General features: G+C 73.1%; 22 protein-coding genes. 12 read left to right on the top strand and 10 right to left on the bottom strand.

What is annotated here, in order from left to right; all coding sequences use genetic code 11:
• On the top strand, positions 1–1,225 hold a 1,225-nt coding region (locus tag VI078_12130; GenBank protein HEY6000028.1), incomplete at its 5' end, for a VWA domain-containing protein.
• Here VI078_12130 and VI078_12135 read toward each other — a convergent pair.
• Positions 1,222–1,917: a pentapeptide repeat-containing protein gene (locus VI078_12135; protein ID HEY6000029.1), complete on the bottom strand. Its 696-nt coding sequence runs from the start codon at positions 1,915–1,917 to the stop codon at positions 1,222–1,224. The genes VI078_12130 and VI078_12135 overlap by 4 nt on opposite strands.
• Positions 1,918–2,142: 225 nt before the next feature.
• On the opposite strand from VI078_12135, the gene VI078_12140 reads away from it, so the two are divergent.
• The 5 genes from VI078_12140 to VI078_12160 all read left to right on the top strand — a co-directional run bounded on the left by VI078_12140 (position 2,143) and on the right by VI078_12160 (position 7,107).
• Positions 2,143–2,787, top strand: a complete 645-nt coding sequence (locus VI078_12140) for a glycosyltransferase (GenBank protein HEY6000030.1) — start codon at positions 2,143–2,145, stop codon at positions 2,785–2,787.
• 115 nt (positions 2,788–2,902) lie between these two features.
• Positions 2,903–5,038 (top strand): HD domain-containing phosphohydrolase, encoded by a 2,136-nt coding sequence (locus VI078_12145; GenBank protein HEY6000031.1) that lies wholly within the window; start codon positions 2,903–2,905, stop codon positions 5,036–5,038.
• A gap of 6 nt (positions 5,039–5,044) precedes the next feature.
• Positions 5,045–5,914 carry an ABC transporter ATP-binding protein gene (locus VI078_12150; protein ID HEY6000032.1) on the top strand — a complete coding sequence of 290 codons (870 nt, stop codon included), beginning with the start codon at positions 5,045–5,047 and terminating at the stop codon, positions 5,912–5,914.
• Between the two features lie 14 nt (positions 5,915–5,928).
• The gene (locus tag VI078_12155) at positions 5,929–6,666 is read left to right on the top strand and encodes an ABC transporter permease (GenBank protein ID HEY6000033.1); all 738 of its coding nucleotides are present in this window, start codon (positions 5,929–5,931) and stop codon (positions 6,664–6,666) included.
• 180 nt (positions 6,667–6,846) lie between these two features.
• Positions 6,847–7,107 carry a hypothetical protein gene (locus VI078_12160; protein ID HEY6000034.1) on the top strand — a complete coding sequence of 87 codons (261 nt, stop codon included), beginning with the start codon at positions 6,847–6,849 and terminating at the stop codon, positions 7,105–7,107.
• Between the two features lie 35 nt (positions 7,108–7,142).
• Here VI078_12160 and VI078_12165 read toward each other — a convergent pair whose 3' ends face one another.
• Positions 7,143–7,589, bottom strand: a complete 447-nt coding sequence (locus tag VI078_12165) for a CBS domain-containing protein (GenBank protein HEY6000035.1) — start codon at positions 7,587–7,589, stop codon at positions 7,143–7,145.
• Between the two features lie 277 nt (positions 7,590–7,866).
• On the opposite strand from VI078_12165, the gene VI078_12170 reads away from it, so the two are divergent.
• Positions 7,867–8,304: a PAS domain-containing protein gene (locus VI078_12170; protein HEY6000036.1), complete on the top strand. Its 438-nt coding sequence runs from the start codon at positions 7,867–7,869 to the stop codon at positions 8,302–8,304.
• Positions 8,305–8,530: 226 nt separating this feature from the next.
• The gene (locus VI078_12175; protein HEY6000037.1) at positions 8,531–9,274 is read left to right on the top strand and encodes a response regulator transcription factor; all 744 of its coding nucleotides are present in this window, start codon (positions 8,531–8,533) and stop codon (positions 9,272–9,274) included.
• Here VI078_12175 and VI078_12180 read toward each other — a convergent pair.
• Complete coding sequence (locus tag VI078_12180) at positions 9,271–10,947, bottom strand: GAF domain-containing protein (GenBank protein HEY6000038.1); 1,677 nt, start codon at positions 10,945–10,947, stop codon at positions 9,271–9,273. The genes VI078_12175 and VI078_12180 overlap by 4 nt on opposite strands.
• 179 nt (positions 10,948–11,126) lie before the next feature.
• On the opposite strand from VI078_12180, the gene VI078_12185 reads away from it, so the two are divergent.
• Positions 11,127–11,579, top strand: coding sequence for a hypothetical protein (locus VI078_12185; GenBank protein ID HEY6000039.1), 453 nt, complete (start codon positions 11,127–11,129; stop codon positions 11,577–11,579).
• A 16-nt stretch (positions 11,580–11,595) separates the two neighbouring features.
• Here VI078_12185 and VI078_12190 read toward each other — a convergent pair whose 3' ends face one another.
• Genes VI078_12190 through VI078_12220 form a run of 7 tightly spaced genes read right to left on the bottom strand, consistent with a single transcriptional unit; the run spans position 11,596 to position 19,731 of the window.
• Positions 11,596–12,177 (bottom strand): TlpA disulfide reductase family protein, encoded by a 582-nt coding sequence (locus VI078_12190; GenBank protein ID HEY6000040.1) that lies wholly within the window; start codon positions 12,175–12,177, stop codon positions 11,596–11,598.
• 48 nt (positions 12,178–12,225) lie between these two features.
• Positions 12,226–14,652, bottom strand: coding sequence for a hypothetical protein (locus tag VI078_12195; GenBank protein ID HEY6000041.1), 2,427 nt, complete (start codon positions 14,650–14,652; stop codon positions 12,226–12,228).
• 2 nt (positions 14,653–14,654) lie between these two features.
• Positions 14,655–15,716: a molybdopterin-binding protein gene (locus tag VI078_12200; GenBank protein ID HEY6000042.1), complete on the bottom strand. Its 1,062-nt coding sequence runs from the start codon at positions 15,714–15,716 to the stop codon at positions 14,655–14,657.
• The gene (locus VI078_12205) at positions 15,709–16,341 is read right to left on the bottom strand and encodes a nucleotidyltransferase family protein (GenBank protein ID HEY6000043.1); all 633 of its coding nucleotides are present in this window, start codon (positions 16,339–16,341) and stop codon (positions 15,709–15,711) included. The genes VI078_12200 and VI078_12205 overlap by 8 nt, the downstream gene beginning before the upstream one ends.
• Positions 16,283–17,113, bottom strand: a complete 831-nt coding sequence (locus VI078_12210; protein HEY6000044.1) for an XdhC/CoxI family protein — start codon at positions 17,111–17,113, stop codon at positions 16,283–16,285. Before VI078_12210 ends, VI078_12205 begins: the two co-directional genes overlap by 59 nt.
• A 9-nt stretch (positions 17,114–17,122) precedes the next feature.
• Positions 17,123–19,285, bottom strand: a complete 2,163-nt coding sequence (locus VI078_12215) for a xanthine dehydrogenase family protein molybdopterin-binding subunit (GenBank protein ID HEY6000045.1) — start codon at positions 19,283–19,285, stop codon at positions 17,123–17,125.
• Positions 19,282–19,731 (bottom strand): (2Fe-2S)-binding protein, encoded by a 450-nt coding sequence (locus VI078_12220; GenBank protein ID HEY6000046.1) that lies wholly within the window; start codon positions 19,729–19,731, stop codon positions 19,282–19,284. Before VI078_12220 ends, VI078_12215 begins: the two co-directional genes overlap by 4 nt.
• A 300-nt stretch (positions 19,732–20,031) precedes the next feature.
• Here VI078_12220 and VI078_12225 point away from each other — a divergent pair, with 300 nt between their 5' ends.
• Genes VI078_12225 through VI078_12235 form a run of 3 tightly spaced genes read left to right on the top strand, consistent with a single transcriptional unit; the run spans position 20,032 to position 21,725 of the window.
• Complete coding sequence (locus tag VI078_12225; GenBank protein ID HEY6000047.1) at positions 20,032–20,811, top strand: response regulator; 780 nt, start codon at positions 20,032–20,034, stop codon at positions 20,809–20,811.
• A 26-nt stretch (positions 20,812–20,837) separates the two neighbouring features.
• Positions 20,838–21,317 (top strand): SRPBCC domain-containing protein, encoded by a 480-nt coding sequence (locus VI078_12230; protein ID HEY6000048.1) that lies wholly within the window; start codon positions 20,838–20,840, stop codon positions 21,315–21,317.
• Positions 21,318–21,338: 21 nt separating this feature from the next.
• The gene (locus VI078_12235) at positions 21,339–21,725 is read left to right on the top strand and encodes a VOC family protein (protein ID HEY6000049.1); all 387 of its coding nucleotides are present in this window, start codon (positions 21,339–21,341) and stop codon (positions 21,723–21,725) included.
• Positions 21,726–21,765: the final 40 nt, after the last annotated feature.

A 21,765-nucleotide genomic window follows, 5' to 3' on the forward strand; every position in this document is an offset into this window, starting at 1 on the left:
CTTCATCGAGGCGTTCCGCGCCATCCTCGCCGGCGAGCCGCTGCGGGCGTCCCCGGCTGAGGGGGAGGGCCCGGAGGCGGCGCGGCCGGCGGATGTCGCGGACGCCGCGGGCGGTTCCGTCGCTGCGCCTCCGGTAGTTCCGCGCGGCGGTGCCGACCGGCCCGGCGACCCCGCGTTCGTCCGCGTCGGCGCGCGCCTGGTCGAAATCCCGCCGGGGCTGCGCCCGCTCGTCGACGAGATCCGCGACGACCTCGGCGAGGTCCCCGAGACCTACGTCTCCGGGGCGATCGCGGCGGCCGCGCGCGCCGGCGGCACGTTCGCCGGGCCGGCCGTGCCGGAGGGACCGCCCGCGGAGGAGTCGTTCGTCTACGACGAGTGGGACTTCCGCCGCTCCGGCTTCCGCAAGGGGTGGTGCTCGCTGCACGAGCTGGAACTGGCCCCCGGCGACCCGGAGGACGTGGCGCGGATCGTCCGCGCCTACCGCGGCCCGCTGCTGCGCATCCGCCGCGCCTTCGAGCTGATGCGCACCGCCGAGCGCTTCGTGCGCCGCCAGCGCGACGGCGACGAGATCGACATCGACGCGGCGATCGAGGCGCGCTCCGACCTGCGCGCCGGCCGGACGGCCTCGGACCGCCAGTTCATCCGGCTCGTGCGCGACGCGCGCGACATCGCCGCGGTCTTCCTCGTGGACATGTCCTCGTCGACGGAGGGCTGGGTCAGCGCCGCGATCCGCGAGTCGCTCGTGCTGCTCTGCGAGGGGCTCGAGACCCTCGGCGACCGCTATGCCATCTACGGCTTTTCGGGCCTCAAGCGGCTGCGCGCCGAGCTCTTCCGCATCAAGCGGCTCGACGAGCCGTACGGTCCCGCCGCCAAGGGGCGGATCGCGGCGATCGCGCCGCGCGACTACACGCGCATGGGCCCGCCGATCCGCCACGCGACGCGGCTGCTGCTGGCCGCGGACGCGAAGGTCCGGCTGCTCGTGCTGCTCTCCGACGGCCGGCCGGAGGACTACGACGAGTACAAGGGCGATTACGCCGTCGAGGACACGCGGCACGCGCTGATCGAGGCGCAGTCCGCGGGCGTCCACCCCTTCTGCATCACGGTCGACCGCGAGGCGCGGGACTACGCCGCGCACCTGTTCGGCGCCGTGAACTACGTCGTCATCGACGATCCGGCGAAGCTGCCGCTGCGGATCCCGGAGGTCTATCGGTCCCTGACGACCTAGCCCGCGGCGTCGGATGGACCGAAGCGGGCCCCCTCCGTGCGCGCGCGCTCCAGGTCGGCCCGGCCGAAGCTCGCCCCGCGCCCGTCCGCGCCGGTGAGGTCCCCCGCCGTGAACCGCGTCTCCCCGATGAACGCCCCGCGCAGGTCGGCGCCCGAGACGTCGGCTGCCGCGAAGTCCGCGCCGTTGAGGTTCGCCCGCCGCAGGTCGGCGCCGCCGAGGCGCGCGGCGGTCAGGTTCGTGGCGCGCAGATTCGCGCCCTCGAGCCGTGCGCCGGCGAACGAGGCCTTCGCGGCGTCGCTCATCTGCAGCACGGCGCCGGAGAGGTCGGCGCCGTCGAAGATGGCGCCCGCGAGGTTCGCGCTGGAGAAGTCGGCCCCCGCGAGCGCCGCGCCGGAGAGGTCGGCCCCGATGAGCGTCGAGTGCGAGAGATCGGCGCCGGCCAGGCGCGCGCCCCGGAACGAGGCCCCGGTGAAGTTGGCGCTGTCCAGCCGGCACCCCGCGAGGTCGGCCTGATCGAAGCGCGAGGCGCTGAGGTTCGCCTTGGTCAGGCGCGCCCCCTCGAAGCGCGAGCCGCGGAAGTCCACGGCGATCAGGTCGAGCCCGCCGAGGTCGACGCCCGAGAAGTCGCACCCGGCCAGGCTTGCCGCGCGCCGCGCCCGCGCGATCGCCTCCTGCCTGCTCAGCTTCTCCATCGGTCCCCCCGGTCCGCCCGCGGCCGTCAGCGAACTCTGGCCCGGCCCGGGGGCGCCTGTCAAGCGCCGCCGCCCGTCGCCTCCTGCGGCCGCGATGCGGGGTGTTCACCCCAGAGATTTTGCCGCGCCGCGGCATAGGTTGAACGCTGTCACGCGCGGCGGGGGCGGGCGTCTGTCCCGGCTCCCGCGAGGCAAGGCGCACCATTCACGAAGGGGAGGAACACGATGAAGATCCGATGGTTTGGGCGTTTCCTGCTGCTGGCGGCCGCCGCCATGCTCCTGGCCGGCACCCCGGTTGTCGCCGCCGAGAAGGCGATGAAGGAGAAGAAGCCGACCCACACGGAGCTGCGCAACGCCATGCGCATGCTCTGGGAGGACCACGTCCACTACACGCAGGCCTTCATCGTCGCGTCGCTCGCCGGCCTCGAGGACGCGGGGCCGCTCGCCGAGCGGCTCCTGCGCAACCAGGATGACATCGGCAACGCGGTCAAGCCGTTCTACGGCGAGGAGGCCGGCAAGAAGCTCTCCGCGCTGCTGCGCGACCACATCCTGATCGCCGCGGACCTCGTCAAGGCCGCCAAGGCGGGCGACAACGACGGGGTCGGGAAGAACCGCAAGCGCTGGGACGCGAACGCCGACGAGATCGTCGCGTTCCTCAACGGCGCGAACCCGAAGAACTGGCCAGCGCCCGTCCTCAAGGACATGCTCTACAAGCACCTCGACTACACGTCGACCAACGTCGTCTCCCGGCTCAAGAAGGACTGGGCCGCCGCCATCCAGGCCTACGACGCGGGCCACGCGCACATGTTGATGTTCGCCGACGCCCTGAGCGACGGCATCATCAAGCAGTTCCCGAAGAAGTTCAAATAGTCCGCCGCGCGCGGAGGAGAGGGGAGGGACGCTCCTCCCCTCCCCGGCGCGCGCAATCGGTGCTACGCTCACGGCAGAGGCGCGGCCACGACCCGCCGGCCGCCGAGGATCACCCGTGAGAGAGACGACCACCGCCGCGACCGCGCGCATCGCGCTGCTCTACGGCGCGTTCAGCGCGATCTGGATCGCGGTCTCCGACCACGTCCTCGAGGTGTTCGTCCACGACGCGCACGAGATCACCCTCCTCCAGTCGCTCAAGGGCTGGGCGTTCGTCGCCTTCAGCGCCGCGCTCATCTTCGTCCTCGTGCGCCGCGAACTCGAGGGGCGCGCCGCGGCCGAGGACGCGCTGCGCTCTTCCGAGGAACGCTACCGCACGCTGATCGCGCTGGCCAACGACGCGATCCTGGTCCTCGACGCGGGGAACGGCACGATCCTGGACGCCAACCGCCGCGCCGAGGAGCTGTTCGGCCTGCCGCGCGAGCGGCTCCTGGGGATGCGGCAGATCGACCTCCACCCGCCCGCCGAGCGGGAGCGCTGCGGCCGCATCCTGGCCGAGGCCGTCGCCGACGGGCGGCTGCGCACGAGCACCGCCTGCTACTCCCACCGCGACAGCCGCCCGGTGCCGACCGAGGTCAGCCTGAGCGTCGTCCCGCTGGAGGGCCGCACCGTCGTGCTGAGCATCATCCGCGACGTCTCGGAGCGCCAGCGCGCCGAGGAGCAGCTGCGCCGCGAGAAGGAGCGCGCGCAGCTGTACCTGGACATCGCCGGCGTCATCCTGGTGGTCATCGACGCGGACGAGCGCGTGAGCCTGATCAACCGCAAGGGAGCGGCGATCCTCGGCGCGCCCCCCGAGCGGATCGTCGGCACGAACTGGTTCGACAGCTTCATCCCCGCGGCGAGCCGCGAGCAGGTCCGCGCCGTGTTCCGCCGTCTGATGGCCGGCGAGATCGAGCCCGTCGCCTCGTTCGAGAACCCGGTCCTCGCCGCGGGCGGCGTCGAGCGGCTGATCGCCTGGAACAACGTCTTCATCCGCGACGAGGCGGGGAGCATCGTCGCCACCCTCAGCTCCGGCGAAGACATCACGGAGCGCGCCCGGGCCGAGACGCAGGCGCGCTCGCGCCTCGAGCACCTTGCGGCCCTGCACGAGATCGACCTGGCGATCAGCTCGAGCCTCGAGCTGCGGCTGACGCTCGCGCGGGTCGTCGAGCTGGCCCGCGAGCAGTTCGGCGTCGACGCCGCGGACGTGCTGCTGCTCGACCCGCGGACGCAGACGCTCGCCTACGCCGCCGGCAGCGGCTTCCGCACCACCGGCATCGAGCGTTCGCGGCTGGCCCTCGGCGAGGGGGTGGCCGGCGTCGCCGCGCTCGAGCGCCGGTCCATCGACGTCCCCGACCTCGGCAACCCGGCCGCCGGCTTCGTCCGCGGCCACCTGATCGAGGACGAGGGCTTCGTCTCGCTGCACGTCGTGCCGCTGACCGCCAAGGGCACCGTGCAGGGCGTGCTGGAGGCCCTGCACCGCACGCCGCGGGCGCTCGACCCGGAGCAGCTCGGCTTCCTCGAGGCGCTCGCCGCGCAGGCGGCGATCGCCATCGACAACGCGCGCCTGTTTGACGAGCTGCGCCGCTCGCACATCGAGCTGACCCTCGCCTACGACGCCACGCTCGGCGGCTGGGCGCGCGCACTGGACCTGCGCGACCGCGTGACCGAGCGGCACACCGAGCGCGTGGCCGAGCTGTCGGTCCGCCTCGCCCGCGAGCTGGGCATGAGCGAGGACGAGATCGTCCACGTGCGCCGCGGCGCCCTGCTGCACGACATCGGCAAGATCGGCGTCCCCGACGCCATCCTGCGCAAGGCCGGGCCGCTGACCCCGGAGGAGTGGCAGATCATGCGCAACCACCCGCGCGCGGCCTTCGAGATGCTCCACCCGATCGCGTATCTCCGCCCGGCGCTCGACATCCCCTACGCCCACCACGAGCGTTGGGACGGCACCGGGTATCCCCGGGGGCTCAAGGGGGAGCAGATCCCGCTGGCGGCGCGCGTCTTCGCGCTGGCCGACGTCTGGGACGCCCTGCAGGCCGCGGACCGGCCGTACCGGCAGGCGCTGCCCCGGGAAGAGGCCTGCGCGCACCTGCGGTCGCTGGCCGGCACGCAGCTCGACCCGCGGGTCGTTGACGTCTTCCTGCGCAAGGCCGATGAGTTCTGCCGCATCGACGCGCCGAAGGAGCCGTCCGGCGACCCGGCGCCGGGGTAAGGCGCGATGCCGGCGGACCTCGCGACGGCCCCCGCGCTCCAGGCGGAGGGACTGACCAGGGCCTTCGGCGCCGTCCGCGCCGTCGAGGCGCTCGACCTGTCCCTCGCCCCCGGGGAGTTCGTCGGGCTGCTCGGGCCCAACGGCGCCGGCAAGACCACGATGATCAAGATGCTCACGGGGCTGGTGCGCCCGGACGGCGGGAGCATCCGCTACTTCGGGCGGGACTTCGCGAAGGAGCCGCTCGCGGCGCGCCGGCGCATCGGCGTCGTCCACCAGATCAGCAACCTCGACCGCGACCTGACCGCCCGCGAGTGCCTCACGCTGCACGCGATCCTGCACGGCCTGCACGGCGCCGAGCGCCGCGCGCGGATCGACGAGGCGCTGCGCTTCGCCGGCCTCGAGGCGGCCGCCGACCGGCCGGTGCGGACCTTCTCCGGCGGCATGGCCCGGCGGCTGGTCATCGTCCGCGCGCTGGTGCACCGGCCGGATGTCCTCTTCCTCGACGAGCCCACCGTCGGGCTCGACCCGCAGATCCGTCGCGACCTGTGGGACCTGATCGTGCGCGTCAACCAGCTGCGGCGCACCGCGATCCTGCTGACCACCCACTACATCGAGGAGGCGCAGCGGCTGTGCGCGCGGGTGCTGATCCTCGACCGGGGCCGGCTCGTCGCCGCGGGGGCGCCGGAGCGCCTGCTGCGCACCGTGGGGCGCCACGTCCTCGAGGTCGTGCGCGAGGACGGCATCGAGGAGAGCTTCCACGAGACGCGCGAGGAGGCGCTCGCGCGGCTCGCGACGTGCACGGGCTCCTGCCGGGTGCGCGAGGCGACGCTCGAGGACGTCTTCCTGAAGCTGACCGGGCGGCGGTTGGAGCGCTAGGGGAAGGGACGCCGGTGCTCGACGGGGTGCGCGCGGTGCTCTACCGGGAGACGAAGGTCTACGCGAAGCACGCCCGCAAGCAGCTCCTCGCCTCCGCCGTCTCGCCGGCGCTCTTCCTCGTCGCCTTCGGGTGGGGCTTCGGGCGGGGGACGACGATGGAGGGCGTGCCCTACCTCTCCTTCCTCGTCCCCGGCCTCGTCGCGATGACCAGCCTCACCCAGAGCTACGCCATCGCGCAGGAGCTGAACATCGCGCGCTTCTATTTCCACGTCTTCGACGAGTTCCTCATCGCGCCGGTGGCCCCCGCGCAGGTCGTCCTCGGCGAAGCGCTCTTCGGCATGCTGCGCGGGCTGGCCGCCGCGGCGCTGGTGTCGCTGCTGGCGCTGCCCTTCGGCGCGGCGGCTGCGCCCTCCCCCGCCCTGCTCGCCGCGCTGGCGCTGCACTGCTTCACGTTCGCGGCGCTCGGCGTCGCGCTGGCGATGCTCGTCGAGGACCACGCCGGCCAGGCGGCGGTGACGAACTTCGTCATCACGCCGATGATCTTCCTCGGCGGGACGTTCTTCACGATCGAGCGCCTGCCGCCGCCGCTGCAGGCCGTGGTCGCGGCGCTGCCGCTCTCGCACTCCGTGCGCGCGATCCGCGACGCCTGGCTCGGCCGCGGGGTCGACCCGGCGCGGCTGGCGCTGCTCGCCCTGTTCGCCGCCGCGGCCTTCGCGCTCGCCCTCCGGGCGGTGCGGCGCGTCGAGGCCTGAGCCCCAATCCGCGCGCCCGCGGATCAGGAAAGCAGGCGTCGTCAACGTCCAACGCCGTCCCCGTCGTCCAAGACCTGTCAACACGCGCGCTGCCCTGCTGGATCCGCGCGCACGCGCGGATCGTGCGTGTTGACAGCGGCGCGGCCGCGCCACAGATTGCCATCCAAAGGAGGAATGGCCATGGGCTACACCATCGTCGCGCTGAAGGACAAGATCCTCGAGATGTACCCGGAGCTGGACCAGCACGGGGTCACGGTGGGCCTCGTGTTCGACGCCGCCAAGGACGCCTACGTGGTGAAGATGGAGCGGGACCACCACGTGCTGACGACGCACCTGGAGCGCACGGACGCCGACGACTGCATGAACGGCATCAAGTGCGTGTCGCTCGGCATCCAGGTCGAGCAGTTCATCAAGAACTTCGCGCTGCGCGAGGGCCTCTAGCGGGGCGGGCCCGCGACGGGCCCGCCCCCGCACCGCTACAGCCGCTTCTGGAACTCGTGCTCCGGCCAGAAGCCGCGCTCGGCCAGCGCGTTCATCAGGTTCTTGCGCGCGATGATGCCGACCAGCTTGCGCTTCGAGACGACCGGCAGCACCGAGAGGCTCTGGCCGTTGCCGAGGAACAGGTCGATGACGTCCGTCAGCGGCGAGTCAGGCGCAACGCTCACCGGGTGCCCGCAGGCGCCGTGCTCGGCGTGCCCGCAGGTCATGAGCGACTCGGCGCTGAACTCGTGCACCGTCCGGCCCTCCTTGATCGCAGCCAGCACGTCGTACTCCGAGACGATCCCCTCGACCTCCAGGGAGTCGCTCACCACCGGCAGCCCCGGGTAGGGGCCCGTCAGCTTCTCGATCAGCTCGGCACCCGCCATCTTCGCCGGCAGGCTCACCCGCGGGTGCATCACGTCGCGCGCGCACAGATCCTTCATCTCCGTCTCCTTTCCCGCCGCGCCTCATCCGACACGGCCTCACCGTCATCGGCGCCGCCAACCGCTCCGGGGCGCCCCTGATCCGGCAAGGTAGGCCGGGCGCCGCAAATTCACATGGGGTGATTGCCTGAGGCGAAATCCTTGAAAAATGGGGTGAAAACCGACTCGTGGCGGACCGGCGCGCGCGCTAATCTTTCTCCCGTCGGAACGATGATTCGAGGTCGCTCCGGCGCGGAGTGCACACGAGGCTGGTTGCGAGAGGAGGACGCCGGTGAAGATGGTTGGGAACTCGTTCCACTTTCCCGAGACAAACGACAGCGACGTGCGGGACCCGTTCTCCGGGCTGCCGGTGGCGGTGCATGTCATGACCGAGGACGGCCGGATCGTCATGGCCAACAAGGCCTTCCAGCGGCTCTTCGGGGCGAAGCGGGACGAGGTGATCGGCAAGCACGTGGCGGTCCTCAACAACGATTCCGTCGCGGCCAACCTGCGCCTGCTCGACCGGATGCGCTCGGAGATCGGCTCGGCCGGCTATTGGCGCGGGACCATCGTGAACCGGCGCTTCGACGGCACGCTCTTCTCGGCGCGCGCCGACGTGCGCCCCTTCGGCGCGGAAGGCCGCCGCTACCTCGTCTGCTTCCAGGAGCAGCTGCTTTCGGAGCACGAGGTGCGGGTCCCGTGCCGCGCGCCCGCCTTCGCCGCGGTACCGGCATGATCACGATCCATTAGCCCCCCCCGCGCGTGAGGCGGTCCCGCGGGCGCAGCAGCGCCCGTGGGGCCGCCTCGAGCGCGATGATGCGCATCCCTCCCTGAGCCTTCGCGGACCGCCAATTGAGGTCAACACCGCATACCCTCCTGAGCTGCGCCGCGTTACCATTTTGATTGGAATTGGGCAGGGCTGGCCCCCGGGGAGTTTGACGGTCCCTCATGGTGCGGCTACGATGAATGAGACCAACGCCCACCGCGGCGGTCCCGCGGCGGGAGGAAGGGGGACGGTGCCGCCCACGTCCATGACGTCCTGCCGGCGACGCGTGGTGATCGCGGAGGACCACACGATCGTCCGCGAGGGACTCCGCGCGCTGCTCTCCGGCTGCCCGGACTTCGAGGTGGTCGGGGAGGCCGGCGACGGCCTGGAGGCGGTGCGACTGGCCACGCGGCTGCAGCCGGACCTCGTCCTCATCGACCTCGCGATGCCCCGGATGACGGGCCTCGAGGCGATCCGGGAGATCACCTCGAGCTGCCCCCGCACGCGCATCGTGGCGCTGACGATGCGCACCGACGAGACCGCGTTCCTCGGGGCCATGCGCGGCGGCGCCAAGGGCTACATCCTCAAGGACACCTGTTGCCCCGACCTGCTGGCGGCGCTGCGGGAAGTCATGCTCGGCAAGACGTACCTCAGCCCCCAGCTCCCCGAGGCGCTCCTCGAGGCCTACGCCGCCGGCAAGCGCGAGGGGCGGACGGCGGACGAGACCAAGGGCGTCTGGGAGAGCCTCACGGCGCGCGAGCGCCAGGTCCTGAAGATGGTCGCCGAGGGCGGGACGAACCGCACGATCGCCGCCGCGCTGTGCATCAGCGCCAAGACGGTCGATCGCCACCGGACCTCCGTGATGAGCAAGCTGGGCCTGCACTCCACGTCGGCCCTGACGCTCTACGCGGTCAAGCAGGGCCTCGTGCAGCAGGACTAGGCGGCCCGGCCGCCCGGCGCGAAGGTCATCGTCACGAGGGTGCCCCGGTCCGGGGCGCTGCGCACTTCCATCGCCCCGCCGAGGTTCTCCATCCGCTGTCGAATGCGCGAAAGGCCCCCTCCGACGCCCGCCGCGGCCGGCTCGAAGCCGCGTCCGCGGTCCCGGACGGCGACCCGCAGCCTGCCCCCTGGCGCCCGCATGATGCGCACGTCTGCCTCCCGGGCGCCGGCGTGCCTCACCACGTTTCGCAGCAACTCGCGCACGGACTCGAAGACCAGCCGCCGCACCCTCTCGTCCGCGATCTCCGCCTCCCGGCTCTCCTCGATGTGGACGGCCAGCCCGTGCTCCTCGCGGAGGCGCTGCTTGAGCCAGGCGAGCGCGGTGCCGAGGCCGGCAGCGAAGAGCGCGGGGGGGCAGAGGTCGGCCGCGAGCGAGCGCGAGGCCTTGAGCGCGGCGGCGATCCCCGCCTCCACGGTGTCGAGCTCCGGCGCTCCGTCCCCCTCCCCGCCGCGGAGCTGGACGACGCCGAGGGCGAGCTTCGCGCCCACCAGCAGCTGCTGGAGATTGTCGTGGAGGTACTCCGCGAGGTGCCGGCGCTCGCGCTGCTCGAGGTTCGCGAGATCGGCCGTGAGCGCGCGCAGCTGCTCCGTGCGCTCTTCGACGCGCCGCTCCAGCTCCGCGTTGGCGCGCGCGACCGCGTCCATCGCCCGCCGGCGCTCCAGCGCCACCGCCACGAGGTCCGTGACCGCCTTCATCAGCGCCAGGTCCTCCGCCCCGAAGCGCTCCCGCGTGCGCGAGCCGAACGAGAGCGTGCCGATGACCTCGCCGCCGGCGCCGCGGATCGGGTGGCAGGCGTAGGCGCGGATCCCCCAGGAGCCCACGAGCGCCGTGCGCTCGTCCGGGTTCTCGGGGATGTTCTCGGCGACGATGCGCTCGCCGTCGCGCGCGACGCAGCCGCAAACCGCCGTCCCGTAGTCCAGCCAGGACACGGAGGCGGCCCGCGCCCGCGAGACGCCGGCGTAGCCGTTGAGCCGCAGCCGCCCGCTGGCCGGGTCGGCGAGGAAGTTGAAGAAGACCTGGCAGCCGAGGTGCGAAAGGGCCTGCGCGCACAGCCCCTGCACCGCCGCCTCCGGATCGGGCGCGGCGAGCAGCCTGCCGGCGGTCGCCGCGAGCAGCTCGTAGCGCCCCACCGCCCGGTCGAGGGCGGCCTCCGCGCGCTTGCGGCCGCTGATGTCCATGATCGTGCTCGCGAAGCGGTCGCCCCCCGCCGGGAACGTCGTGATCGACTGGTAGCGGCCGGTGTACCGGGCGTACGTCTCGAAGATGAGCGGTTGCTGGGTCTCGACGACGCGCGCAAAGCGGGGCAGGTACTCAGGGATGGCGTCCGGGAAGACCTCGCCCGCGCGCCGCCCCACCACCTGCTCCGGGGCGACTCCGGTGTGGCGCGCGTAGGCCTCGTTCACTTCGAGGATGCGCCAGTCGACCGGCACGCCGGCGCCGTCGCGGACCAGCTCGTAGAGCGCGAAGCCCTCCGCCATGTTCTGGAAGAGGAGGCGATACTTCTCGTCGCCGTCGGGGCGGGCGTCGACTGCCGGCGCGCGCTCGCCAATGCGGAACGCCGGGACGGCGCCGCTGCTCGTCCCCGGCATCAGCCCCGCTCCGTGCGCCTCCATCTCCGCCTCTCGAGGACCCGACGTGTCCGTCATGTCTCCCCGCACGGCATCATCCGCGCCGCCGGAAGCGAAGGCCATTGGGTGATCGCCCCATGGCGCGCGGCTGTTGCCAACACGATTTTGGAGCAAGGCCGGGGGGATGGCAAGGACGACAGGACGGCGGACACAAGGAGGAGACCATGGCGACGACAACGATGACAGGCAAGGAGATCCGCGCCGATCTCGTGAAGCGGATGCAGTACTGGCAGGCGATCGAGCGAAAGTCGGTGGCCAGTGCCGGGTCGGTGCTGGAGAAGACGAACCACCCGCTGCTGCGGCTGGTGATGGAGGTCATCCGCCAGGACTCGCAGCTGCACGAGCGGGTCCAGCAGTTCATCATCGACGCGGTGGAGCGCCAGCCGGTCGCGCTCAAGCCCGAGGACATGGGCGACATCTCCGCGCTGCTGGACGCGCACCTGCGGCTGGAAGACCAGATGGCGGACGCCGTGAACGCGACCATCGAGCACCTGCGCGGCCACAAGATGCTCGTCGAGGAGTACCTCCTGGACTTCCTGGTGCAGGACGAGCGCAAGCACGCGACGATGCTGCGGGCGCTCGACAAGGTCAAGCGCGGGCTCTACCCGTACGCCTAGCGGCGGCGACCGCGCGTCAGGGCCGCGGCGCCGGCGGGCCGACCTGCGCCGCGAGCGCCTCGATGCGCCCCGGCAGTGCCGGATCGCGCAGCGGCGCCACCCCCTGCAGGACCTCCTGGACCGTGAAATCGGGGCCGAGCAGGATGCTCGTCGGCGTCTCCCGCACGAAGAAACTGCGGCCCGCCGCACCAGTCCGGTCGACGAGGACCCGCTGGCCGGCGCTGCAGTTCTTCAGCAGCCCCGCGTACCCGTTGCGCGCCAGCGCCTCGGGAACCTCCATGCACACGGAGAGCACCGCCAGCCGCGCGGTCCCCACCCGCTGGAAGAGCGCCTCGAAGGCGTTGACGGGCTCGAAGCAGGTGTCCGCGTAACACGAGATGAACGACAGCAGGACCGCGCGGCCGCGGAAGTCGCTCAGGCTCACCGGGCGCCCGGCCGTGTCGGGCAGCGTGAAGTCGGGCGGGGCGGCGCCCTGCACCAGCGGCCGGTACGTGTCCTGGGCGACCGCCAGCGCGGGCGCGGCCAGCACCGTGACAACAAGCAGCGCCGCGACCGCGCGGCCGGCGCCTCCCCATCGGCGTGCTTCGTCGGTCTTCATCGTTCGCCTCCTTCGTTCGCCATTCCGCGGCCGGAAGCCCGCGCCGCGCTAGTCCCACCCCGCCAGCACCGTCGAGCGCGCCCGGTCGTAGGGGTGACGCGCCAGCAGTTCGGCCAACGGGAGCTTCTCGTCGCCGTCGCGCATGGCGTGCAGCAGCACGACCGCGGCCCAGTAGTCCTGCGCGTAGCCGGTGCCCTCGAGCTGCACCGGCACGCCGCGGGCGTTCACGCGGTGGCAGGCGGCGCAGGTCACGGGCCCCGCGTAGACGCCGTCGGGACTGAACTGCAGCGCCTGCTCGTGGGTCGTGAGGTCGACGCTGCGGTCGGGGCCATCGAACCGCACGGGGTAAAGCCCGTGGACCGACTCGTGGCAGCTCTGGCAGGCGAGCGCCCCGTGCGCCTTCGAGTACCGGTAGAGCGCGTACTTGCGCGGCTGGTCGACGGGGAAGTACCGGCCGCCGGCGCTCTCGACGAACGGCGGCAGGTGGCAGTCCGCGCAGTGCGGCTCTGCCGGCGAGAGCCACCAGTCGCTCCCGCCGGAGACGGCCTCGTAGGGGACGGGCTCGCCCTCGGCCGCGTTCCAGGGCAGCAGCGCCGCCGCCCCCGCGGCGTCCCTGGCGGCCCGCACGAGCGTCGCGCCGGCGTGCCGCTCGTAGTGCGCGCGCAGGGGCTCGCCTTCGGCGCCCACCACCGGGTCGGCGAGGGTGCGACGGAAACGCGACTCGTCGCCGCCGGCCAGCGCGCCGACGAGCGCCGCGACTGGTCCGTCCCGCAGGGTCGCGCCCCGCTGGGCCGCGGCGTCCTCGAGGTCGTCGGCCCGATACAGCGCCTGCGCCAGCGGCGAGTGGCAGTTGGTGCAGTACAGGCCGCGCAGCTCGGTGACGCTCGCGCCGCTCTCGTCCTTGAGGCTCACCTCGCGCAGGTACCACTTCCCCAGCGGGTTGAGGAAGAAGGGAGGGCGCGCCTGGGGATTGGCGTGCGCGTCCCGGCGCAGGTAGCAGCCGCCGCCGCCCGCGCGAACGTCGCCGTCGCTGAACCGCGGGTTGCCCGCGGCGTCGATCACCCGGTACGGGTTCGCCGCGAGGTCGTTCATCGCCTCGGGCTGCCAGTGGGTCGGGTGGCAGGCCTGACAGCTCTGCGTCCTGCCCGCCCGGTCCGGCATGGGGATGTCCAGCGCGTGGGTCATGTGGATCGCCTCGGTCAGCGGCCGCGCCTTCACCGCGGGGTAGCCGGTCGCCCGCGGACGCGGCTCCTCCAGGTTCCCCGAGATATTGTCGCCGTGGCAGTCGGCGCAGTTGACCGGGCCCACGGCGCCCAGCCTGTCCGAGGATGCCGCGGCGTCGTACGCCCGGAGAAAAGCGGTGCCGTGATGGCGGTCGTGCAGCTCCAGGACGTTGATCGCCGCCTGGTACTGCCGCGCCATGAACTCCGAGACGTCCGGATAGCCCGCCTTCCAGTAGGCGTATTCCCGGTCGAAGAGCGAGAGCCCCTCGCCGCGCGAGCGCGCCGCGGCGGGGCCGGCCCCGGCGTGGCAGAGGTAGCACTCCGGGAAGTCGACGGGGTTGGTCCCGAAGAAGGAGACGGGCCGGCCCCCCGAGGGCACCGGCGCGCCGTCGGCGCCCACGAGGCTCACCACCGAGCGCTGGTAGGGCTGGAAGTCGCGCTCGGTGACGCTGCGGATGCTGCCCCGGCGGCGCGAGTCGTTGAACGCGGTCAGCGGCAGCCCCAGCGCGTCCCAGAGGTTGGCGGCCGTGAGCGTCAGGCGCACGTTGCGCACGGAGGGGAGGAGCGAGTCCGTGAAGACGACGTTGCCCCCGGCGTCGCCCGCGTACGCGAGGCGGCCGCCGGCGAGGCTCATTCCCGAGGGGCCGGCGTCGACCGGCACCTGGAGCTGGACGCCGATGCGCTTGCGGGCCTCGGGGCGCCAGTCCGGCGGCAGCGTCCCGGCGAGGTCCCGGTAGATGAACAGGTGCGACCAGACGTAGTTGGCCATCGAGTCGCCGGGATTCCCCGCCCCGCCGTTGCCGTCCACGTCCTTTGCCGCGCCCCAGTAGCGCATCTTGTTGCCCTCGCTGTAGCTGTTGTCGGCCACGGCGTAGGCCAGCCCAAGCCCGTCCGCGGGCGTGAGCAGCCGCGGCAGGCCGCCGTCGCGCGCGGTGCGCAGCGCCTGCGCCTGCACGCTGTTGTAGGGGGGGATGATGCAGCAGTACGAGATGTCGAAGCCCACGCAGTGCATCCCCAGCTCGTAGTTGACGAAGATCGCGAACTCCCCCTGCGGGTCGTACGCCGGCGCTCCGGCGGCCGAAGTCACCGGCGCGAGGCGGCCGAGGGCGAACGGCGGGCCGGCGTCGGCGGACGTACCTGCGGGCGCGCCCGCGGGCGGACCGGCGGACACGCCGCCGGCCGCCAGGAGCGCCGCGAGCCATGCGGCCGCGATCGCGCCGCGCCCCGCCAGCCGCGCGCTCATCGGCGTCATGCTCACTTTCCGAAGGGACAGACCGGGAAGCGGCAGACCTCGCAGCGCAGGCACAGCCCGCCGTGGCCGAGCGCCGCCAGCTCCCGGCGGCCGATGCGCTCGCCGGCGAGCAGGCGCGGCAGCAGCAGGTCGAAGACCGTCGCCTCGTGGGCGAGCGCGCACGCGGGCAGCCCGACGAACGGCACCTCGCCGCCGTCCCAGGGCACGTAGGCGATCTGGCACATCGAGCCGGGGAGCGCGGCGGCGCCGTAGGAGACCCCGCGCGCTCCGAGGCGCGCCGCCGCGAAACGCGTCCGGTCGTCAGGGTCCACGGACATCCCGGCGGTCGCCACGAGCAGGTTCGCCCCCGCCTCGAGCAGCGCCCGCAGCGCCGCGGCGATCTCGCCCTCGTCGTCGGCTACGACCCGAACGCCCGCGATCTCCCCGCCGAGGGCCTCGGCCTTGCGGGCGAGCAGCGGCCCGAACCCGTCCTTGACGAGGCCGTGCGCGACCTCGCTCCCCGTGACGACGACGCCGACGCGCGGGCGCGCCAGCGCGAGCACGCGCACGACGCCGCCGCCCGCCGCGCGCACGGCCTCGCGCACCACCGACTCGCTCACCGCGAGCGGGATCGCGCGCGTCCCGGCCACCCGCTCGCCGCGCCGAACCCGGGTGCCGTCGTGCAGCGTCGCGCACATGACCTCGCCCAGCAGGTTGAACGCCAGCAGGGCCTCGCGGTCCACGGTGAGCATGCCGTCGCGCGCAGCGACGAGGTCGATCCTCCCTTCGCGTGCGGGCCCGGCCCGCTCCACGCCCTCGCCGGCGAGGGCACCGGCGAGCGCCTCCGCGGCCGCGTCCTCGTGCAGGTCGCCGTCGGCCAGCTCCAGGACGTACAGGTACTCCTTCCCGCAGCGGCGCAGCCGCGCGACGTCGGTCTCGCGCACGATGTGCCCGCGCGCGAACGCCCGGCCCTTGGAGACGCCCGGCACGATCTCGGTCACGTCGTGGGCCAGTGCCAGCCCGACGGCGCGGTCCACGGGGACCGTCCGCACGCGGCTGCCGCCCGGGAGCGTGCCCTCACGCATGGGCGCCTCGCGCGCGGGCGGGGGCCGCGGCGGCGCACGCGAGCTGCGCGCACGCCGCCTCGTAGTCCTCCCAGCGGTCCATGTCGAAGAGCACGCCCGGGTCCTCGACCGGGCACTCGCGGACCTCCCCCATGTGCGCGTCGCGCACGCCGCGCATGGTGGCCCCGGCGAGGACCTCCCGCAGGAACGACGCGGGGAAGACCACGGGGTGCCCGCGTCGGCCGCGGTGCGCGGGGATGTGAATGCACTCCGGGCGCGCGCGGTGCGCGGCCGCCAGCGCGCGCACGCTCTCCGCCGCCACGAGCGGGTGGTCGGCGAGCGCGACGAGCACGCCGGTCGCGCCCGCCTCGACCGCGCAGAGGCCGGAGCGCACCGAGTCGGCCATCTCGCCGCCGGCGGCCGGGTTGACCGCCACCGTCACGGCGAAGCCGTCGAGCGCCGCCCGCGCGTCGATGCCCGGCGCGAGCACGACCACCGTCTGGGCGAGGCCGGCGGCGCCGAGGGTCTCGAGGCAGCGGCTGAGCACGGGCCGCCCGCCGAGAGGCAGCAGCTGCTTGAGCCGCCCCTCACCCATCCGGCGCGAGGATCCCGCCGCCAGGAGCAGCCCCACCAGGCGCGATTCCATGTCCCCTCCTGATCCGTATCAACTGGGCGACGATGCTCACCGCGATCTCCTCGGGGGTGACCGAGCCGATCGCGACCCCGGCCGGCGTGGCGACCCGCGCGCACTGCTCGGGCTCGAACCCCTCCTCGAGCAGGTGGCGCAGCAGCAGCTCCTTCTTCGTGCGGCTGCCGACCAGCCCGACGTAGCGCGCCGGCGTGCGCAGTGCGGCGCGCACCGCCGTGAAGTCGTGCTGGTGCCCGCGCGTGGCCACGAGGATGAAGGCGCCGCGGTCCACCCCGAGCTTCTCCACGCTCTCGGCGAAGCCGCCGCACACGACCTCGTGCGCGTCCGGGACCCGCGCCGGGCTGGCGTACTCGGGCCGGTCGTCGACGATCGTCACGCGAAAGCCGGCGAAGCGCGCCGCCTGCGCGAGGGCCCGGCCGACGTGGCCGGCGCCGAGGACGATCAGGCGCGGCCGGGGCGCCAGCGGCTCGACGAAGACCGTGACGGCGCCGCCGCACACGAGGCTGCCGACGCCCTCGGAAAGATCGAAGGAGATGGTCCGCGGCACGCCGTCGAGGAGCGCCGCCCGCGCGCTCCTCACCACGTCGGCCTCCAGGCAGCCGCCGCCGAGGGTCCCGACGAGCGGCCCCTCTTCCGGGACCAGCAGCTTGGCGCCCGGCTTCTGCGGCGTGGAGCCCTGGCACTGCACGAGCGTCGCCAGCGCGACGGGCGTGCCGTCGCGCCGCAGCCGCACGATCTCCTCGAAGATGTCGCGATCGTTCTCCCGCACGTCGCCTCTTCAGCCCTTGCGCGCCTTGAGCACCGTCTGCGGCGCCAGCGGCAGGCTGCGCACGCGGATGCCGGTCGCGGCAAACAGCGCGTTGGCGACCGCCGGGGCCACCGGCGGCACGCCCGGCTCGCCGACGCCGCCGACCGGCCCGCCGCCCGGCACGAGGTGCACCTCGATCCGCGGCGCCTCCGCCATGCGCAGGACCGGGTAGTCGTCGAAGTTCGCGCTGCCCGTCCCCCCGCGCCTGAAGTCCACCGCCTCGAGCAGGGCGGCGCTCAGCCCCATGACGATGCCGCCCATCATCTGCGCGACGAGGGTGTCGGGGTTGACGACGATGCCGCTGTCGACCGCGCAGACGACGCGCTGCGCGCGCACCTGCCCCGTCTTGAGGTCCGCGGCGACCTCCGCGACCTGCGCCACCCGGCTGCCGAACGAGGTGAAGAAGGCGATCCCGCGGCCCGTCCCCGCCGGCAGCGGCTTGCCCCAGCCCGCCTTCCCGGCGGCGGTCTCGAGCACCCGGCGCGTCTGCGGGTGGTTCCCGAGCAGCGCGAGGCGGAAGTCCAGCGGGTCCTTGCCGGCGGCCGCGGCCGCCTCGTCCATGAAGCTCTCGAGCGTGAAGCCGTTGTGCGAGGCGCCCACCGAGCGCCAGAAGCCGACCGGCACCGGCGTGTCGACCCGCACGTACTCGAGGGTGAGGTTGGGGATCTCGTAGTCCATGTCCTCCAGCCCGTCCATCGCGGCGGGGTCGATGCCGTTCTTGACCTGGTCCGGGAAGACGCGCGCGAAGATCGACGGCACCGCGACCTTCTGGTGCAGGGCGGTCAGTCGCCCGCCGGCGTCCAGCGCGGCTCGCAGGCGGCACGAGTTCGCGGGCCGGTAGAAGTCGTAGCGGATGTCCTCCTCCCGCCGCCAGATCACCTTCACGGGCCGGCCCGATTTGACCGCGAGCGTGAGCGCCTCGGCGACGAAGTCCGTCTCGAAGCGCCGGCCGAAGCCGCCGCCGAGGAACGTCGTGTGCACCGAGACCTGCTCGGCGGGCAGCCCCGTGATCTTCGCCGCCAGCGCGCGGACGCCGGTCTGGTTCTGCGTCGGCGCCCAGACGTCGCACCGCCCGTCCTTGACCGCGGCCGTGCAGTTCATCGGCTCCATCGTCACGTGCGCCAGATACGGCAGGTGGTAGTCGGCCGCGACCGTCTTCGCGGCCGCCGACAGCGTCTTCGCGGCGTCCCCGTCCGAGCGCGCGATCACCCCGGAGCGCTCGAGGCTCGCGGCGAAGGTGCGCTGCAGGGCGCCGGTGTCCAGCTCCGGGTCGGCCGCGCCGCTCCAGGAGACCGCGAGCGCGTCCCGGCCCTTCCAGGCGGCCTCGAGGGTCTCGGCGACCACGGCGACCCCCCGGTCGGTCTCGTGGACGCCCACGACGCCCGGGACGAGCGCGGCGGCGGCCCGGTCGAAGCCCGCCGCCTTCGCGCCGAAGGCCGGGGGCCGCGCGAAGACGCCGTAGAGCATCCCGGGCGCGAAGCTGTCGATGCCGAAGCCGGCGGCGCCCTCGACCTTGGCGGCCGTGTCGGTGCGCGGGACGGCGGTGCCGATGTAGCGGAACTTCGCGGGGTCCTTGAGCGCCGGCTTTGCGGGGACCGGCATTCCCGCGGCTTTCGCAACCAGCTCGCCGTAGCCGGCCGAGCGCCCGCTGGCAGCGTGCGTGACCGTCCCGAGCGCCGCCGCGCACTCGCCGGCCGGGACGCCCCAGGATGCCGCCGCGGCCGCAACCAGCATCTCGCGGGCCGCGGCGCCGGCCTCGCGCAGCGGCTGGTACATGTGGCGCACGCTGCTGCTGCCGCCCGTGCCCTGCGTGTGCCAGACGGGGTCGATGTAGGCGTCCCCCGCCGGCGCCTCCAGGACGCGGACCCGCTTCCAGTCGGCCTCCAGCTCGTCGGCGACGACCATCGCCAGCGAGGTGAGGACCCCCTGTCCCATCTCGGACTTGTTGACGACGATCGTGACGTCCCCGCTCGGGGCGACCCGCAGCCACACGTTCGGCTGGAAATCGGCGGCGGCGTTCCCCGCCTCCTCGGCCGACGCCAGGCGCAGGCCGAGCGGTCCGCTGAGCACCACGATCGTCAGGCCGCTGCCCGTCAACTGCAGGAACTCGCGACGCGTGATGGCGGGGCTCATGGCCGCCCCCCCGCCGCCTTCTGCACGGCGCGCAGGATGCGCGGGTAGGTGCCGCACCGGCAGATGTTGCCGTTCATCGCGGCCACGATCTCCTCCACCGACGGCGCGGGACTCCCGGCGAGGAGGGAGGCGGCCTGCATGATCTGCCCGGGCTGGCAATAGCCGCACTGCGGGACCTCCTCGGCAATCCAGGCCTGCTTGAGGGGATGGCTCGCCGGCAACCCCTCGATCGTGGTGATCTGCTTGCCGGCGGCGCTGCCGGCCTCGATCTGGCAGGAGCGGACGGCCTTGCCGTCGAGGTGCACCGTGCAGGCGCCGCAGAGGCCCTCGCCGCAGCCGAACTTGGTCCCCGTCAGCTTCAGGTGCTCGCGCAGCACCCACAGCAGCGGCACCTCCGGCGCCGCATCGACCGTGTAGCGCCGACCATTGACGTCCAGGGATATCATCGTCGCCTCCTCTCGCCGGCCGGGCGCAGGCGCACCCTCCCATTCCCCGGTCCTGTCCCGGGACGGACAGGCCGGGAAGAGCACACTATTGGCGAAAGTAGGCTGGCCGCCGGTGCCCCACCATGGGGTGATCCGCCCATTTCCTTCCCAGAGCATTCGAGTCATGAATGGGGGAAACGCGAATTGGGGTCATCAACCCATGGACACGGGGCGCGATATCGCAAATCCTTTCAATCAGATTGGCCGTGTCGCCCGCTGGGCGGCGCGGGGGACGGCACTGTGGCTGGAGGGACGGGAGCGATGCGCAAGCCGCGAGCCTTCATCGTCGACGACGACCCGCAGGTGCGGACCGTCCTCGCGCGCTTCTTCTCGTTGCGCGGGTACGAGGCCCTCGCGTGCGAGGGTCCGGGGTCCGTCTGCCCCTCATCCGGGGGAGCGAAGCCGATGTGCGCCGGCGGCAGTCCCTGCAGCGACCTGCTCGTGACGGACGTGGACATGCCGGAGGAGAACGGCCTGGATTTCATCGAGCGACTCGCGACCGGCCGCTGCCGCCTCGATGCCGGGAACAGGGCCGTGATCTCGGGCGCGCTCGATGGCGACGGCGCCCAGCGCGCCCGCCGGCTCGGGTGCACGGTGTTCCTCAAGCCCTTCCGCCTCGGCGATCTCTCCGCCTGGTTGGCGGACTGCGAGGGCCGGATGGACCTGCGCCAGCCGCTCGCCACCCGCCGGCGGGAGCCGCGGCTGGCGGTCGGCCGCGCCGTCTCCTACCAGCTCGGGCCCGGGCTGCCGCTGCGCCAGGGGACGGCCCTGAACGTCAGCGCCTCCGGCCTCTGCTTCAGGGGAAACCACCCGCTCGCGGCGGGGCAGACGATCTACATCCACGAGAGCCACCTCCCCTCGGGCCAGGAGTCGACCGTGCAGTGGGTCAACGAGCTCGATGGCGGGGAGTTCGTCGCCGCCGTCGCGGCGGTCGGTCGCCCCGGCTCGCCGCGGGCGGAGCGCCCGGACGCCATGGACGCGCCCCAGGACGTCCTCGGCCGCCAGGCACCCGCCGGCTCCGCCCGCGCCTGGTGCGCCTGAAGGAGCCGCCGCGCGAAGGAGCACCGATGGGCCAGAACCTCGAGCTGATCATCGTCCGGGACTTCGCGGCGCCGCGCGAGGCGCTGTGGCAGGCCTGGACCGAGGCCGAGCGCGTGCGGCGCTGGTGGGGCTCGAGGCACTTCACCTCGCCCTTCAGCAGCATCGACCTGCGCGTGGGCGGCTCCTACCTGCACTGCATCCGCACCCCCGACGGCCGCGAGTACTGGAGCACGGGGGTGTACCGGGAATTCGTCCCGCCCGAGAAGCTGGTCCTCACCGACTCGTTCGCCGACGAGCGGGGAAACGTCGTCCCCGCCACGTACTACGGCCTGGGCGAGGACTTCCCGAGCGAACTGCTGGTCACGGTGACGTTCAAGGCGCGGGACCGGGACACGACGATGACGCTGCGCCACGCCGGCGTCCCGTCGAAGGGGATGCTCGAGCAGATGCGCGAGGGCTGGAACGGCTCCTTCGACAAGCTGGACGACCTGCTTGCGCGCCACTGAAGGCCGCGAAGGGAGGGGACGATGGACGAGAAGGCTTTGAAACCGGGGATGTTCAGCTGGTTCGAGCTGCTGACCAGCGACGTGGCGGCTGCGAAGAAGTTCTACGGCGCCCTGTTCGGCTGGACGACGAAGGACATGGACACGCCGAACACGCCGTACACGATCGTCTCCGCCAACGGCGAGGAGGTGGCCGGCATGATGCCGATCCCGCCGGCCGCCACGGGCATGCCGCCCGCATGGGGCGTCTACGTGACCGTGGCCGACGTCGACGCGACCGTGCGCCGGGTCGGCGAGCTGGGGGGTTCCACCGTGATGCCGCCGACCGACATCCCGGGGATGCTGCGCTTCGCGGTTGTCCGGGACCCCCAGGGCGCCACGTTCTCGGTCATCACCTACGCGAAGAAGTAGAACCGGCCCGGCGCCGCCTCCCGCGCGCTGGCGCGGCGGG

The organism is bacterium (assembly GCA_036524115.1).
Taxonomy (GTDB): domain Bacteria; phylum JAUVQV01; class JAUVQV01; order JAUVQV01; family DATDCY01; genus DATDCY01.

Coding starts and splice junctions, on each gene's coding strand:
- VI078_12230 (HEY6000048.1), top strand. CDS start 20,838: ATGGGCCAGAACCTCGAGCTGATCATCGTCCGGGACTTCGCGGCGCCG.
- VI078_12220 (HEY6000046.1), bottom strand. CDS start 19,731: ATGATATCCCTGGACGTCAATGGTCGGCGCTACACGGTCGATGCGGCG.
- VI078_12190 (HEY6000040.1), bottom strand. CDS start 12,177: ATGAAGACCGACGAAGCACGCCGATGGGGAGGCGCCGGCCGCGCGGTC.
- VI078_12165 (HEY6000035.1), bottom strand. CDS start 7,589: ATGAAGGATCTGTGCGCGCGCGACGTGATGCACCCGCGGGTGAGCCTG.
- VI078_12215 (HEY6000045.1), bottom strand. CDS start 19,285: ATGAGCCCCGCCATCACGCGTCGCGAGTTCCTGCAGTTGACGGGCAGC.
- VI078_12135 (HEY6000029.1), bottom strand. CDS start 1,917: ATGGAGAAGCTGAGCAGGCAGGAGGCGATCGCGCGGGCGCGGCGCGCG.
- VI078_12205 (HEY6000043.1), bottom strand. CDS start 16,341: ATGGAATCGCGCCTGGTGGGGCTGCTCCTGGCGGCGGGATCCTCGCGC.
- VI078_12225 (HEY6000047.1), top strand. CDS start 20,032: ATGCGCAAGCCGCGAGCCTTCATCGTCGACGACGACCCGCAGGTGCGG.
- VI078_12235 (HEY6000049.1), top strand. CDS start 21,339: ATGGACGAGAAGGCTTTGAAACCGGGGATGTTCAGCTGGTTCGAGCTG.
- VI078_12195 (HEY6000041.1), bottom strand. CDS start 14,652: ATGACGCCGATGAGCGCGCGGCTGGCGGGGCGCGGCGCGATCGCGGCC.
- VI078_12170 (HEY6000036.1), top strand. CDS start 7,867: ATGGTTGGGAACTCGTTCCACTTTCCCGAGACAAACGACAGCGACGTG.
- VI078_12175 (HEY6000037.1), top strand. CDS start 8,531: ATGAATGAGACCAACGCCCACCGCGGCGGTCCCGCGGCGGGAGGAAGG.
- VI078_12200 (HEY6000042.1), bottom strand. CDS start 15,716: ATGCGTGAGGGCACGCTCCCGGGCGGCAGCCGCGTGCGGACGGTCCCC.
- VI078_12180 (HEY6000038.1), bottom strand. CDS start 10,947: ATGGAGGCGCACGGAGCGGGGCTGATGCCGGGGACGAGCAGCGGCGCC.
- VI078_12150 (HEY6000032.1), top strand. CDS start 5,045: ATGCCGGCGGACCTCGCGACGGCCCCCGCGCTCCAGGCGGAGGGACTG.
- VI078_12140 (HEY6000030.1), top strand. CDS start 2,143: ATGAAGATCCGATGGTTTGGGCGTTTCCTGCTGCTGGCGGCCGCCGCC.
- VI078_12185 (HEY6000039.1), top strand. CDS start 11,127: ATGGCGACGACAACGATGACAGGCAAGGAGATCCGCGCCGATCTCGTG.
- VI078_12160 (HEY6000034.1), top strand. CDS start 6,847: ATGGGCTACACCATCGTCGCGCTGAAGGACAAGATCCTCGAGATGTAC.